This is a genomic window from Pantoea sp. CFSAN033090 (assembly GCF_001264395.1).
GTDB lineage: Bacteria > Pseudomonadota > Gammaproteobacteria > Enterobacterales > Enterobacteriaceae > Pantoea > Pantoea agglomerans.
Genome location: NZ_LGYX01000001.1, coordinates 268,365 through 283,144 on the forward strand (window position 1 = coordinate 268,365; position 14,780 = coordinate 283,144).

The 14,780-nt window shown below is 56.7% G+C and carries 13 protein-coding genes; 4 read left to right on the forward strand and 9 right to left on the reverse strand.

Going from position 1 to position 14,780, the window contains the following annotated elements; translation table 11 throughout:
• Positions 1 to 343 precede the first annotated feature (343 nt).
• The 3 genes from AFL22_RS24195 to AFL22_RS01310 all read right to left on the reverse strand — a co-directional run bounded on the left by AFL22_RS24195 (position 344) and on the right by AFL22_RS01310 (position 3,365).
• Complete coding sequence (locus tag AFL22_RS24195) at positions 344 to 499, reverse strand: hypothetical protein (protein WP_010670871.1); 156 nt, start codon at positions 497 to 499, stop codon at positions 344 to 346.
• Positions 500 to 646: 147 nt separating this feature from the next.
• The gene (locus AFL22_RS01305; protein WP_052270610.1) at positions 647 to 1,759 is read right to left on the reverse strand and encodes a beta-propeller fold lactonase family protein; all 1,113 of its coding nucleotides are present in this window, start codon (positions 1,757 to 1,759) and stop codon (positions 647 to 649) included.
• A gap of 196 nt (positions 1,760 to 1,955) precedes the next feature.
• A complete protein-coding gene (locus tag AFL22_RS01310) occupies positions 1,956 to 3,365 on the reverse strand; it encodes an EmmdR/YeeO family multidrug/toxin efflux MATE transporter (protein ID WP_022625464.1) in 1,410 nt (469 codons plus the stop codon).
• 464 nt (positions 3,366 to 3,829) lie between these two features.
• Here AFL22_RS01310 and AFL22_RS01315 point away from each other — a divergent pair, with 464 nt between their 5' ends.
• On the forward strand, positions 3,830 to 5,284 hold the full coding sequence (locus tag AFL22_RS01315; RefSeq protein WP_052270611.1) for an AMP nucleosidase: 1,455 nt from the start codon (positions 3,830 to 3,832) through the stop codon (positions 5,282 to 5,284).
• Positions 5,285 to 5,807: 523 nt separating this feature from the next.
• Positions 5,808 to 6,161: a hypothetical protein gene (locus AFL22_RS01320; RefSeq protein ID WP_052270612.1), complete on the forward strand. Its 354-nt coding sequence runs from the start codon at positions 5,808 to 5,810 to the stop codon at positions 6,159 to 6,161.
• Between the two features lie 211 nt (positions 6,162 to 6,372).
• Here the strand turns inward: AFL22_RS01320 and AFL22_RS23895 are convergent, their stop codons facing one another.
• The gene (locus tag AFL22_RS23895; RefSeq protein WP_156311568.1) at positions 6,373 to 6,630 is read right to left on the reverse strand and encodes a hypothetical protein; all 258 of its coding nucleotides are present in this window, start codon (positions 6,628 to 6,630) and stop codon (positions 6,373 to 6,375) included.
• Between the two features lie 75 nt (positions 6,631 to 6,705).
• Between AFL22_RS23895 and AFL22_RS24345 the strand changes: the two genes are divergently transcribed.
• A complete protein-coding gene (locus tag AFL22_RS24345; RefSeq protein WP_082239088.1) occupies positions 6,706 to 7,332 on the forward strand; it encodes a GIY-YIG nuclease family protein in 627 nt (208 codons plus the stop codon).
• A gap of 578 nt (positions 7,333 to 7,910) precedes the next feature.
• Here the strand turns inward: AFL22_RS24345 and AFL22_RS01330 are convergent.
• A complete protein-coding gene (locus AFL22_RS01330) occupies positions 7,911 to 9,209 on the reverse strand; it encodes an NCS2 family permease (RefSeq protein ID WP_212685931.1) in 1,299 nt (432 codons plus the stop codon).
• Between the two features lie 422 nt (positions 9,210 to 9,631).
• Between AFL22_RS01330 and AFL22_RS01335 the strand changes: the two genes are divergently transcribed.
• On the forward strand, positions 9,632 to 10,375 hold the full coding sequence (locus AFL22_RS01335) for a response regulator transcription factor (protein WP_052270614.1): 744 nt from the start codon (positions 9,632 to 9,634) through the stop codon (positions 10,373 to 10,375).
• Here the strand turns inward: AFL22_RS01335 and AFL22_RS01340 are convergent, their stop codons facing one another.
• The 4 genes from AFL22_RS01340 to AFL22_RS01355 all read right to left on the reverse strand — a co-directional run bounded on the left by AFL22_RS01340 (position 10,376) and on the right by AFL22_RS01355 (position 14,653).
• Positions 10,376 to 11,074, reverse strand: coding sequence for a D-lyxose/D-mannose family sugar isomerase (locus AFL22_RS01340; protein WP_052270615.1), 699 nt, complete (start codon positions 11,072 to 11,074; stop codon positions 10,376 to 10,378).
• Positions 11,075 to 11,118: 44 nt separating this feature from the next.
• Positions 11,119 to 12,057 carry an ABC transporter substrate-binding protein gene (locus AFL22_RS01345; protein WP_010247755.1) on the reverse strand — a complete coding sequence of 313 codons (939 nt, stop codon included), beginning with the start codon at positions 12,055 to 12,057 and terminating at the stop codon, positions 11,119 to 11,121.
• Between the two features lie 90 nt (positions 12,058 to 12,147).
• The gene (locus tag AFL22_RS01350; protein WP_010670880.1) at positions 12,148 to 13,128 is read right to left on the reverse strand and encodes a ribose ABC transporter permease; all 981 of its coding nucleotides are present in this window, start codon (positions 13,126 to 13,128) and stop codon (positions 12,148 to 12,150) included.
• A 10-nt stretch (positions 13,129 to 13,138) separates the two neighbouring features.
• On the reverse strand, positions 13,139 to 14,653 hold the full coding sequence (locus AFL22_RS01355) for a sugar ABC transporter ATP-binding protein (RefSeq protein ID WP_010247760.1): 1,515 nt from the start codon (positions 14,651 to 14,653) through the stop codon (positions 13,139 to 13,141).
• Between the last annotated feature and the right edge of the window lie 127 nt (positions 14,654 to 14,780).

Genomic DNA, 14,780 nt, shown 5'->3' on the forward strand with positions numbered 1-14,780 from the left:
GGAAGTTCCTTATTGACTTAAAATAATGATGTGGCATTACAAAAAGTAAAATTAGCGGTGATAAAACGTTTTCTAAGCCAAATTTGTAATGACTTAGCCACTTTCTATGTACGGAGGTCATTTATGAGTGTTAAGGGAATGGATGTTAAGACGTGCGCTGATGAATATAGATCCGTGCCGGATTACTCATTCATATAACGGCGCTGGTGTTTTAAGTGGGATAAAAAATAATGATGTTGCTGTTTTTCGTGGTGAAGCCTGCTGGCTGAAATGACTCGCGCACTACATATGCAAAAAGGCCCGCAACGTAGCGGGCCTTTAACCAGACAACATACAACAACCATTATTTTTCATGGTAGCGATGCACTGCCGGATAATATTCCAGTCCATACAGCTGGCTTAGCGGCAGCAGCAGTTCCACGTTAATATCATGCACACGTTCACTCGCCACAGGGCCGCTCAGCAGCTGTTCAAACCAGGCTATCAGTTTCTGTTTCATCTCAGGCTCTCCGCATCAGTTGATGCCCTGAGTAAACCCGCTTACACGCCCGATCAGAACCAAAAATTTCTGCGCTGCTTATGCCGGAAATGGCATAAGCAGCCCCCATCTGTTTAGCCAGTGCCAGACACCGGCTGCTCAAAACGGTTACTGCGTTATCAGCGTCACCCAGTTCGCGCCTTTACCAGCCGGGGCTTCAGCAACCCGTTTGAGTTCGCCGCTGGCGGGATCGATGGCGTAACTGCCAATCACCGCGCTCTTCTCCCCGCTGACGATCAGCCATTTACCCTGCGCATCAATCGCAATACTGCGCGGCTGTTTTTCAACCGGCCAGCTGCCGATAAGTGTTAGTTCACCCGACTGTTTATCAACCCGGTAGCCACTGACGGTGCTGGAAGTGCGCTCGGTGACATAGATAAATTTGCCGTCCGGGGTGATTTTGATGTCTGCTGCCCAGATGCGCGGCGTGGGATCGCTGTAGCCCGCCGGGCGCTGCTCGCCATGCTGCAGGTTATATTTCTTCGCCACCGCATTCGGCCAGGTTTTCAGCTCCGTCAGCGACCCATCCGCCGCGCGACGGAACTGTGTAATGGTGCCGCTCATCTCCGCGAGGTTATAGAGAAAACGATTATCGGGCGAAATCACCGAATGTCGTGCGCCGCTGTTTTTCTCGCCCTGAACAAAACCGGTTCCCAGCGGCGTTATCGCGCCGTTATCGGCAAAGGCATATTGCAGCACGCGATCTGCGCCAAGGTTGCCGACGTAGAGGGAATGATTGCTGACGTCGGTGATCACTGAATGGGCATGCGGCCCGGTTTTCACCTCGCCCGTGACCTGGGGTGTCACAATGCCTTTCTCATCAATCCGGTTACTGGTGACGATATCGCTGTCATAGGAGGCAGCCAGCAGATAGCGCCCACTTCTGTCGGTGGTGATCCACGGAAAGCTGGCTGCAACCGGTGTCACCGCCAGTTTCTGCAAATCACCGTGCAAACCCGAGATGCGCCAGCTGATGATCGAGTAAGGCGGACTCCGCAGCGCACCATAGAGCCGTTTACCATCCGGGCTGGCCGCCAGCGGCATAATCTTTTTACCGGCAGGCGTATCGCCACGCCATTGCAGGCTGCCATTCGCCTCGCTGAGCTGATAGCGGGAAACGGTGCCGGATTCAGCATTGGAGACATAGACAAAGGTTGTCGCCCATAACGGGGCGCTACACAGCAGCGGCAGGAGTGCCAGCGCCGTTTTCAGACGGATCATAGGGTCACCTTGATAAGTAGTGTCTGCATCATTGCGCAGCAGGCATTACGCTAACCCTGTCTGAGAAGACTGGCTTTGTGCAACTGTCTGAAATTCGGTTCGAAAGTCTGGAGATGTGACGGAGATGTTATTTTTAATGGTGCTGAAAGAGGTATGACGCCTTTCCCCACGGCGGGGGAAAGGCGTTAACAACGCGCTAACCGGTTTTCGCGATCATTTTTCGATAGCGGTTGAGCCACTTGCCGCTGTTAAGTCGCCACCAGAAGAAGATGCCACGCACCGTCCAGTCGAGGAACATCCCCAGCCAGACGCCGGTCACGCCCATCCCCAGTTCAATCCCGAGCAGGTAGCCGACCACCACGCGGGCGCCCCACATGCTGAACATCGACACATACATGGTGTAACGTGCATCGCGTGCGCCCTTGAGTCCGGCAGGCAGTACCCAGGAAGCGGCCCATAACGGCATAAACAGCGCGTTAAGCCAGATCAGCTGCTTCGTCACGTTAATCACTTCCGGATCGCTGGTATAAAACCGCGCCAGTAATCCGGCCAGCGGCACCGTCAGCAGGGCCATCACGGTCAGGCAGACCGTCGCCAGCCAGAAGACGTGCCGCACCTGGCGTTCCGCCTGGAACACCTGATTCCTGCCCAGACGGGTACCGGTGATAATCGTTGAAGCCGAACCCAGCGCATTGCCTGGCAGGTTGATCAGTGAGGCGATAGAAAAAGCGATAAAATTACCGGCAATCTCGCTGGTGCCCATTCCGGCAACAAACACCTGTGTCAGTAGTTTGCCGCCGTTGAACAGCACCGACTCGATACTGGCAGGCACGCCTATTCCTAAAACTTCCATCAGAATGCTGCTGTTCCAGCGCCGGAAATAGCTCGACAGCGTAATTTTCAGTGAGGCGTTAAAGCCGATCATCAGCACGTAAATCACCGCGATCGCCCCGATATAGCGGGTGATGGTCAGTCCGAGCCCGGCACCGATAAACCCTAAACCGTCCCACGAGAAGCAGCCATAAATCAGCACGCTACTGATGATGATGTTGAGGATGTTCATGCCGCCGTTAATCAGCATCGGAATTTTGGTATTACCTGCACCGCGCAGCGCCCCGCTGCCAATCAGGGTGATGGCGGCGGCCGGATAGCTCCAGGCGGAAGTCTGCAGATAGCTCAGCGCCAGCGCTTTGACTTTTGGATCGGCGGCACCGGCAATCGCATCGACGATCAGATGGCCCCAGAACTCAATGGCGATCACCAGCACAAAGGCGAGTATCGTCATCATGGCCAGCGACTGACGCGTGGCGGCACGGGCGCGCTTGCCGTTGCGTTTTGCCAGACTGAACGCCACCACCACCGTGGTACCAAGATCGATGGCAGCAAAGAACGAGATGATCACCATGTTGAAGCTGTCGGCCAGGCCGACGCCCGCCATCGCCTCTTTACCCAGCCAGCTGACCAGGAAGGTGCTCAGTACGCCCATCAATAGCACACAGGCGTTCTCGAAAAAGATAGGCACTGCTAATGGCGATATCTCACGCCAGTAGAGCGTGCGATACGAACGGCGTTTCGGGTACCACGCCGTGCGCTTGATCGCCTGCATCACTGCTACGCCGGGATTTTGCAAAGGATTACCAAATCAGAAGAGACTGGACAGGAGTTCTAATGATGATAGTGGGCAGGGAAATATGCAAAGTCTTTCCGGTGCAAATTAATCATGGTTACAAACTTTTTAATGCCGCCACGGCACAATCTGCCTCACTGCCCCGCCCGCTGTAGCAAACCTGATTATTTCCCTGACGTTATGATCGGTTGGCCATGCTTTGCTGCTGGCGGTTTTTCCGCCCTATCCTCATCGGTAACGCATTTAAAAGTGGCGGATCACCCCTTCTTATCGTAAAGATTTTCTTAATGGATTTCAGTGCAGCGAATCCTCATTTAAAACAGCACTGCTCAGAATTCGCGCTTCGCTGGCGCAAAAAAACGGCGATCACAGATTCTTCACCAATCTCCGCAACAAACCCGCTAAGCTTGGGGCAAATTGCGAAAAAAATGGAAGGAGAAACCATGCCGGCACTACGGAAAAACCTGACCAGCCAGCAGGCGCTGGATGAACTCGAACACCTGTACGATGGCGCCGTTGATGCGCTGCGCGAGGCGATTAAAGCCTTTACCGAAAACGGCACGCTGCCCGATGCCACCGCGCGGGCGCAGGGACTATTTGTTTACCCGGAGCTGCGCATCACCTGGCGCGGCGACGGTCCGCAGCAGAACCGCACGCGTGCCTGGGGACGCTTCACCCACACTGGCAGTTACAGCACCACCATCACCCGCCCGGCGTTGCTGCGCCACTATATTTCGGAACAGCTTCAGATGCTGGAGAAGGAGTATCAGCTGGAGATCGACGTGGGGCCCTCCAGCCAGGAGATCCCCTACCCTTACGTGATCGACGGTTCCGACCTGTCACTGGATCGCACCATGAGCGCCGGTATTGCGCGCCACTTCCCGACCACCGAGCTGTCACAGATTGGTGATGAGACAGCCGATGGCCTGTTCCATGCCGATGCAAAATCCCCTCTGTCGCACTTCGACGCGCTGCGAACCGACTTCTCGCTGGCCCGCCTGCGCCACTACACTGGCACCAGCGTAGAGCACTTCCAGCCGTTTGTGCTGTTCACCAACTACACCCGTTATGTTGATGAGTTTGTGCGCTGGGCGATCGAGCAGGTGCGCGATCCCAGTACCCCTTACGACAGCCTGGCCTGCGCGGGCGATGTGGTGCTGACCGCCGACACCGCTGACAGTGAGTCGATGCTCTCGGATCTGGCGTGGAAGAAGCACCAGATGCCCGCCTGGCATCTCACCTCGCCGAATCGTCGCGGTATTACGCTGATTAATATTGGTGTTGGCCCGTCGAATGCCAAAACCATCTGCGATCATCTGGCGGTGATGCGTCCACATGCGTGGCTGATGATTGGTCACTGTGGCGGTCTGCGCGAGAGCCAGCGGATTGGTGATTATGTGCTGGCCCATGCCTATCTGCGCGACGATCACGTGCTGGACAGCGTGCTGCCGCCTGATATCCCGGTACCCAGCATTGCCGAAGTGCAGCGCGCGCTGTATGACGCCACCAAATCAGTGAGCGGCATGCCAGGCGAAGAGGTGAAGCAGCGGTTGCGTACCGGCACCGTGGTGACCACGGACGACCGCAACTGGGAACTGCGCTACTCCGCTTCGGCACTGCGCTTTAACCTGAGCCGTGCGGTGGCGGTCGATATGGAAAGCGCCACTATTGCCGCACAGGGTTATCGTTTCCGGGTGCCATATGGCACGCTGCTGTGCGTTTCAGACAAGCCGCTGCACGGTGAGATTAAGCTGCCCGGTCAGGCGAACCGTTTCTATGAAGGGGCGATTTCGGAGCATCTGCAGATTGGTATTCACGCTGTTGAGCTGCTGCGCGCCGAGGGCGATAAGCTGCATTCGCGTAAGTTGCGTACCTTTAATGAGCCGCCTTTCAGGTAAGCGTTTAACCGCCTGATGCGGGGGTTGTTCGCTGCGCGAACGGGCTATGAGAAGGTTTCGTTCGCCTGGTAAGCCGGGCAGTTTCAGATTCGCCTCTGCAGGCGACCGACAAGGGGCGCCAGTCGCCGCGCCCCCTTGACCCCGGGCTCCGGCCTGCTTCACCGCCGCTTCGCGGTTCCTTCGCTACTTCAGGATTTCTCACGGACCAGCGGGACGCGCCATCCATGGCGCGAACCCGCCTCTTCGCGACATCCCTGTCGCTCGTCCTGAAATCCCTCATCCGCTCAGCGGTTCTGACGGCCTCCCCACCCCCTCGCTGTTATCTCTGCTTTTTATGTCAGGTACTTTATCGCTGTGGGTTTTGGGATTGTCTTTGCGATCAGACCATCAGACAGCACGGCAACAGCGAAATGAAAAGATAATTACAGGCGGGGATTTGTGCGAGGCGTCCGAAGCGCTGAGGAACAACCGAAGGCAAGGATGAGCCCACAGGAAGTCGGCGAAAGGACGGCACGAGCCAAGGATGGCGAGTCCGGACGGTCCGTCGGCCGCAGCGAATGACGAAGGCACCCCGCGAAGCGTGGCGCGCAGGCAGCCGGGCGCCGGGATTCATGCGACCTTCGAATCTCCCTCATCCGTATTTAGCGAAAAAGAATGGGAGGTGGTATATCTGCTGGTCCGCGGAATGAAAATCAAACAAATAAGCAGCATTCCGGCAATCTCAGTTGATGCCGTTAACGGCAGGCTCCGAAGCTGTTACCTAAAAGCGGGTCTCAACGCCGTTTCCGCCCTCACTGACTATTGTCCTCAAAGCCAATTTGATAACTATATACCGGCGCTCTTTCTGAAGAAGGGACATATCGTAATCAGAGGCTAAGCTGATGAATCAAGAACCGAATCCTCTCAGATACTATTTTGACCACTCCCTGTTTGGCTGGGCAATAAAGGACAGCGCTTCACGCTATGTTTATAGTTTTTTTGTTGCCTGAAATCCAGCCTATTTATAATCAACCATCTAGATCACACCTTGGACGCCAGTGGCGACAAAATGGCGACAGAGCCTTTGCAGTGGGGCGTAATTTGTTGTTCTATGCCGTTTCAATTGCATACAACAATTCAACCAAAGCAACCGCGCCGACATCATCCCAGCGCAAATAACTAGCCAAAGAACTTGTTCCCGAATCCCTTCCTAAAACTTTATGACAGATAGCCTGATGATCCGCAGATGCTGAAACCCAAACAGTTCCACCATGTTGGCAAAAGTAGGTCGAACCTTTCAAACCATCTCGCTGAATACGTTTTTTCCAGGTATCCACCTGCTGCTGCGTAACTCTTAAACTCATCATTCCCCCTTAGTAAATCAAACATTCCCAGGCAATGATCTCATAAAATACCAGCATGAATCAGAGCGGAGAATATGTGTGTTTAATTTTTATCCTGAAAAAACATTCAGCAGAGCAGAGGTCATGTGCCGTCCCACGCCTGTTCCTGCGGTGAATGGTATCTATTTCTGGTGGTTCAAAGAGATTCCCCCAGGCGTTCCGACTGAAGGTTGCATCACAAAGGATGGATACACATTGCTCTACGTCGGTATTTCGCCTGATAAGAAGGGAAAACCTAATAGCTGCGCCAATCTCAGACAGCGCATTAAAACCCACTATAGCGGTAATGCCGAAGGGTCAACGCTAAGGCGCACGTTGGGGGTATTGCTTGCGACGGAAAGTAATTTTCCGCTCCGTCGGGTTGGCTCGGGTAAAAGAACAACGTTTACCCATCCTGGTGAACAATGGTTAGATCGATGGATGGAAAAGAATGCAAAGGTGTACTGGGTAGCAGATGAAGAACCATGGGTTGTTGAAGAAACGTTAATTGCCAGCATTTCGCTGCCATTAAACCTTCAGGGAAATAACCATGCCTTTAAACCCGTCCTTTCAGCAATGCGTAGCAAAGCTATGGCAGAGGCCAAAGTAATGGAAATCGCGGATGAAACAGGTTTTAGCAGAAGTGTCGTTGCAGAAATGATAAAGCAGGCTGTGCAAGTAAACTGAGCCACATATGATATCTGCCACTACGCAATCTCCCAGGTCACCAGGTACCGAATCACGTTTGTAAGGACCAAAGGTAAAAAGAAACCTTATGAATCTTTCCCCGCTTTCAGCGGCCTGAGCCCAGCCAGTCCGGGTGACAAACCCACCGGCAGGGGTTTGCCAGAGGCGTCCGCAGCGCTGAGGAACAACCTGAGGCCAGGATGAGCCGACAGGACGTCGGCGAAAGGACGGCACGAGCCAGGGATGGCGAGTCCGGACGGTCCGTCGGCCGCAGGGCGTGACGAAGGCACCCCGCTACGCGGGGCGCGCAGGCAGCCGGACGCCGGGATTGTTAAGGGGCGGGCGTACGCCCCTTGACGCGTCCGCCTGCATAGGCAATCTGAAACTCCCATACGTCTGGCGGGCGAAACCCGCTCAGTGCTAACGCGCGGCTAAGTGATCTGAAACCCCCATCGCCTGGGCAGGCGTAACCTGCTCATAGCCAGCCCGCTGCTAAGCGAAACTTACTCAGTGTGCCAGCCCGCTGCACAGCGAAATCCGCTCGCTGCTAAGCGCCCCCCCCTGCCGCCAGGCAACAACTAAGCACTCAACCATCCCAGCTTAATCACAAACAGAATCGACAGGATCACCAGCGCCGCATTCACCTCTTTCGCGCGTCCGCTCAGCAGCTTCACCAGCGTCCAGGTAATAAAACCAAACGCGATACCGTTAGCGATCGAATAGGTCAGCGGCATGGTCAGCGCGGTGACGGTGACCGGCGCGGCGGTGGTGATATCTTTCCAGTCAATCTCTGCCAGGCCCGATGCCATCAGCACCGCTACAAACAGCAACGCAGGCGCGGTGGCATAAACCGGAACACTGGAGGCCAGCGGCGAGAAAAACAGGGCCAGCAGGAACAGCACGGCGACCACAATCGCGGTCAGGCCGGTACGGCCACCGGCACTCACGCCCGCCGCCGATTCCACATAACTGGTAGTGGTCGAGGTGCCGAGCAGCGAACCAAACAGCGCAGCCGCACTGTCAGCAATCAGTGCACGGCCCATCTTCGGCACGTTACCCTGCTCATCCGCCAGACCGGCGCGTTTGGTCACACCCAGCAGCGTGCCCGTGTTATCAAACACATCAACAAACAGGAAGGCAAAAATCACGCTGATCAGGCCGACGTTAAACGCGCCGGCAATATCCAGCTGCATAAAGGTCGGTGCAATCGACGGCGGTGCAGAGAAGACCCCGGCAAAGGGCGACAGACCAATGCCCATGGAGATAAAGGTCACCAGCAGAATACCGATCAGCACTGCGCCCGTCACCCGACGCGCTTCCAGTACTACGATAACCACAAAGCCGAGCATCGCCAGCAGCGGACCCGGTTTAGTCAGATCGCCAATGCCCACCAGCGTCGCCGGGTTATCGACCACAATGCCTGCCCCTTCCAGCGCAATCAGCGCCAGAAAAAGCCCGATACCGGCACCAATCCCGGCGCGCAGCGGCAGCGGAATACTGGCAATAATCCATTCACGAATCTTAAATAGCGACATCGCGAAGAAAATCACCGCCGAGAGAAACACCGCGCCCAGCGCAATCTGCCACGTATAGCCCATGTGCAGCACAACGGTGTAGGTGAAAAAGGCGTTCAGTCCCATACCCGGCGCCAGCGCAATCGGATAGTTGGCGATCAGCCCCATCAGCACGCAGCCAATCGCCGCCGCCAGACAGGTGGCGACAAATACCGCGCCCTTGTCCATGCCGGTTGCGCCCAGAATGCTTGGGTTCACAAACAGAATATAAGCCATCGCCAGGAAGGTGGTGATCCCGGCGATAATCTCAGTACGAACCGTCGTATTATGCGCTTTGAGTTTGAATAGTTTTTCTAACATCATCATCTCTCGATACAGGAGACATCAGTCTCACTTGCCAAAGGGGTTTGCATGCTGATTATTCTGTTTCCGGGACACTGATGCCGGCCGCTGCATACTTGCGTGCCAGAATCGCCTGAAATCCCTGACTTACCCACTGCCCAAAGCAATTGCCATGCCAGCTACCGACGCAATCGATTACCTGGCAGAGCCGGGTACGCCTAAGAGAATTCCGAACCAAAACGAGGCGCGATTATGGTGCAATGCACCGATGCCGCGCAATCGTTTTCCTGCGGCAAACAGGCAGCCCCGAAAAACTCTGCGCCAGCGCACGCTTCCGCACTCTCACAGGCGAAGCTGGTCACGTTTCAGCATGCTGCCTCAGCAAGCTTTTCTGGCCTGTGTAGACTCCTGAATTAACTCTTTCGTAACACTGAGGCCGCGCAATGAAGCCAGCAATTTTGGTGGTGGATGATGATCCTGCAGTCTGCGACGTCTTGCAGGATGCGTTAAGTGAACATCTGTTAACGGTCTACCGCTGTCATCAGGGACGCGAGGCGCTATCGATGCTCAGCGAACACCCGGAAATCTCGCTGGTGATGCTGGATATGATGCTGCCCGATACCAACGGGCTACTGGTATTGCAGCAGCTTCAGCGTCAGCGACCCGAAGTGCTGGTGATTATGCTGACCGGTATGGGTTCTGAAGCGGAGATGGTGGTGGGCCTTGAGATGGGCGCAGATGATTACATCGCCAAACCCTTTAATCCACGCGTGGTAGTAGCGAGAACCCGGGCGGCCCTGCGTCGCAGCGGACGCATAGCGCAGGCCGACCCTGAACAGGAGGGCTGGCGTTTTGGCGGCTGGCAACTGGATGATGGCCGCTGCCAGCTGTTTAATCCGCAGCGCGAGCTGGTGCCGCTGACCCAGGGGGAATATAGCCTGTTACGCGCGCTGGTTCGCCACGCCCGAAAAGTGCTGACCCGCGATCAGCTGCTGGAGCTGACCCATAGCGAAAGTCTCGACGTGTTTGACCGCACCATCGATGTGCTGATCATGCGGCTGCGCCGTAAAATCGAAATCAACCCGCACCAGCCCGACCTGATCCGCACCATTCGCGGACTGGGTTATGTCTTTTCGGCCGATGTGGTGAAACCCGATTCGACAACGCGTGCCAGTCAGATTGCCTGATTACGCCTGCCGCGCGCAGGATAACCAGTGCGCGTAATCGTTGCACAGAAGCCAGCGCGGCGCTTCATCCTCCTCAGGCGGGTTGAAACGAGCCAGCGGCGTCAGAAACACGTTGTCGTTTTCATCATCGTTGGGCATCGATACCTCGCCCACCAGCACGTCGCCGAGGCCACTTTCACCCCAGAAACTGTGCCAGATGCCCGCCTCCAGCGTCACGCTTTCACCCGGTGAGAGCCGCAGCTGTGAACCGGCGGCATGGGTCTGGCGCAGGCCATCCAGCGACACCGCCACCAGCGAGTCAGCCAGCCCGTCACCGTTGCGGTTATGCAGTTCGACAATCAGATTTCCGCCGCCGCGATTAATGATGTCTTCCATCTTGCGCGGATGGTAGTGCATGGGCGTCTGCTGCCCTTCCCGCACGTGCATTATTTTCTCGGCGTAGGGTTTATGCCACGGCTGCCCGTTTGGTGAACCGTTGCGCAGGGTAAACAGTGTCAGCCCGGTCTGCAGAAAATCAGTCGCGCCAAAACTGGTGAGATCCCAGCCCAGTCGCAACGCCAGAATCTCCTGCGCGACCTCACGATCCTGAGCCCGCCACTGGCTCACATCGAAATCGGCCCACGGCGGCAGATGCACATCCTGCTGTCGGAAAAACTCGCGCGTATGTTGCAGGTAATAATTAACCTCTGAACGTTGCATGGTGGCCTCCTGAGAGCGGCACCCTTAAGGTGCCGCACTAAAGCTTATTTCACCGTCCAGCCCTGGTAGCTGCCGATATTATTACGATCGATCAGTTTCACCGGGATCAGCACCGGTTTGTCCGGTGCCGGTTTGCCCTGCAGAATGTCATAACCAATCTCGACCGCTTTGGCGGCCATGACCTGTGGATCCTGCGCAGGCGTCGCGACGAACAGTGAATTCTTGCGCTTCAGCGCCTCTTCACCGTCCGGCGAGCCATCGACGCCAACGATAAAGAACTCACTGCGCTGCGCCTGTTTCGCCGCTAAGTCTGCACCAATCGCTGTCGGGTCGTTGATGGCAAACACCGCATCAATTTTTGGATTGGCAGAAAGCAGACCGGTCATGACTTCCAGTCCGCCTTCACGACTGCCTTTGGCGTTCTGGTTGTAAGAGAGCAGCTTGATGTCAGGATGGGTTTTCAGCTCGGTCATGCAGCCTTCAACGCGGTTTTGCACCGCAGAGACCGGTGGTCCGTTAATGATCACCACGTTGCCTTTGTTCTTCAGCCGGTCAGCAATATATTTACAGGCCATCGCGCCCGCCTCGGTGTTATCGGAGGTGATGGTCGCATTCGCGCCATCGGCCGCCACGTCGACCGCCACCACGACGATACCGGCATCACGCGCCCGCTTCACCGCCGGGGCGATCCCTTTGGAGTCGGCGGCGTTGAGAATAATCATGTCGACTTTGGCCGCAATAAAGTTATCAATCTGGCCCACCTGCTGACCGAGATCGTAGCCGCTGGAGACCAGCGTCACATTCACTTTATCGCCCGCCAGCTGACGCGCCTTCATCTCAGCGCCTTTGGTGATCTGCACGAAGAAGGGGTTTGCCAGATCGCCGACCGTTACGCCGATAGATTTGAGTTCTTTTGCCTGAGCCAGGCCGGTACTGAACAGCGTCGCCGCCAGCAGCCCGGTTACAATCGGATTAAAACGCATAGACCTTCTCCTGCTGTTTTCAAGGTGCCAACCACTTAATGGCGTTTTTTAGGTGGCGGAGGTGAAATGGCACAGCCGCCCTTATAAGACTCAACTCACATGATGACGGGTACGGTATTTGTCGATCAGCACCGCGATGATGATGACCGCGCCCTTGATCACCAGCTGCCAGAAATAGGAGACCCCCATCAGCGTCATGCCGTTATTCAGCGTGGCGATAATCAGTGCGCCAATCAGGGTGCCGGTGATGGTGCCGATGCCGCCGACAAAGCTGGTGCCGCCGAGGATCACCGCCGCAATCGCATCCAGCTCATAGCCAACCCCAAGGTTGCCGTTGGCGCTGTAAAGCCGCGAGGCGCTCATCAGTCCCCCCAGCCCCGACAGCAGACCGCTCATGCCGTAGACAAACAGCAGCACCATTCCGACCTTGATACCGGTGAGACGCGCCGCCTGGATATTGCCGCCGACTGCGTAGATATGGACGCCCAGCGTGGTGCGGCGCAGGATGAACCAGCAGATGGCGATCACCGCAAAGGCAATCACAATAAGCCACGGCACCGGCCCGAGATAGCCGTTACCGATCCACTCAAAGTTAATATCGGAGTTGATTACTGTGGTGCCATCCGCCAGCAGGTAAGCGGCTCCGCGCAGTGCGGTGTAGGTGCCAAGCGTGACGATAAAGGGCGGCAACCCGGCCCAGGCGACCAGGATGCCGTTGAACAGCCCCATCACCAGGCCTGCGCCCAGCGCCATCGGAATGGTCATGGAAGCGAGCATCGGATCCAGCGACGCTACCAGCGCCACCACCGCGGTGGTCCCCAGCATTGACCCCACCGACAGGTCGATCCCGCCGGTGAGGATCACAAAGGTCATGCCCGCCGCCAGCACGATGTTAATCGACGCCTGACGGGTGATGTTGAGCAGGTTTGCTTCGGTAAAGAAGTTCGGCGTGACGAAACCAAATACTGCCACGATCAGGATCAGAATCGGCAGGATACCCACCGTTTGCAGCAGATCGCCCATCAGGGCGCGTTTCAGCGTCGGTGCTTTGGTGCGGGCCAGTTGTGTCATGGTGGTCTCCTTAGATTTCGCCTGCTGACGCGCTGTGCGCACCGGTTGCCAGCGTCATAATATTTTCCTGACTGATGTGGCTGCCCTCCAGCTCACCGACGATGGTGCCTTCGTGCATCACGTATACGCGGTCGCTCATCCCGACCACTTCCGGCAGTTCGCTGGATATCATCAGAATCGCCACGCCCTGCCGCGCCATCTCCTGCATCATCCGGTAGATCTCGCTTTTCGCACCGACATCGACGCCGCGTGTCGGCTCATCGAGGATCAGAATGCGCGGACCAATCGCCACCCAGCGTGAAATCAGCAACTTCTGCTGGTTACCGCCCGACAGACCGCCCGCCCGGACCTGAGCGTGAGGAACGCGAATATTGAGTGAAGCGATCGCCTCATTGGCGATGGTCTGCCCTTTGCGGCGGTTCAGCATCCCGTAACTGGCGTCACGTTCCAGCGTCGCCATCACGATGTTCTCCTGCGCCGCCATCTCCAGAAACAGTCCCTGCTCTTTGCGGTTTTCGGTGAGGAAACCGATGCCGCGTGCAATCGCATCGCGCGGTGAATGGATGGTGACCTTTTCGCCATCGATCCAGATCTCGCCCTCTTTCGGCTTGTGCACGCCGAAGATCAGCTGTGCCAGTTCGCTGCGACCTGCGCCCACCAGACCGGCCAGGCCGACAATCTCGCCGGCCCGCACTTCAAGACTGCTGGGATGCACTTTGCCGCCGTCGGTAAGGTGATTGACCGCCAGCCGGATATCACCCAGCGGGATAGCACGGTCTTTGTTAAACAGGTCGCTGAGCGGCCGTCCGACCATCATCCGCACCAGTTCGCTGGCGTTGAGCTGGTCACGGGTCAGGCTGCCCACATACTCCCCGTCGCGCAGCACGCTGACGCGATCGGACAGCTCATACACCTCCGCCATGCGGTGGCTGATATAGATGATCGCCATGCCTTCGCTGCGCAGCCGTTTGATCAGCGCGAACAGCTGTTCGGTTTCGCGGTTGGAGAGCGCGGCGGTCGGCTCATCCATCACCAGAATGCGGCTGTTGCGCTGCAGCGCGCGGGCGATCTCCACCTGCTGCTGCTCGGCGATGCTCAGACGGCTGACCAGATCCCAGGCGCTGAACTGCGCGCCGAGCCGGTCAATGACCCGCTGCGCCTCTTCGGCCATCTGCCGCCGCTTCACCAGCCCGCCGGGCGCGATTTCGCTGCCGAGAAAAATGTTCTCCGCCACCGTCAGGTTAGGTGCCAGGTTGATCTCCTGATAAATCAGGGTGATCCCGGCGGCCAGTGCCTCTTTCGGCCCTTTCAGCGCCCAGGGCTTGCCTTCAATTAAAATTTCCCCGCTGCTGGCGGTATAGGCACCGGCCAGAATCTTCATCAGTGTGCTTTTACCCGCGCCGTTCTCCCCCATCAGCGCGTGGACCTCACCGGGATAAACCGTGAGATCGACGCCCTTCAGGGCATAAAAGCTGCCGAAGCGCCGGGTAATTCCCCGCATTTCCAGTATCGGTGTGGCTGTCATCGCCTCGCTCCTGCGGACTGTGGATAGCCGTCAGTAAAGCAACGCCAGATAAACGGAAAATGTCAGCGCCCGTTCATATTTGTCATAAACGCCCGCCTGCACGCTCCTATACTCGGCCCATCGTTGC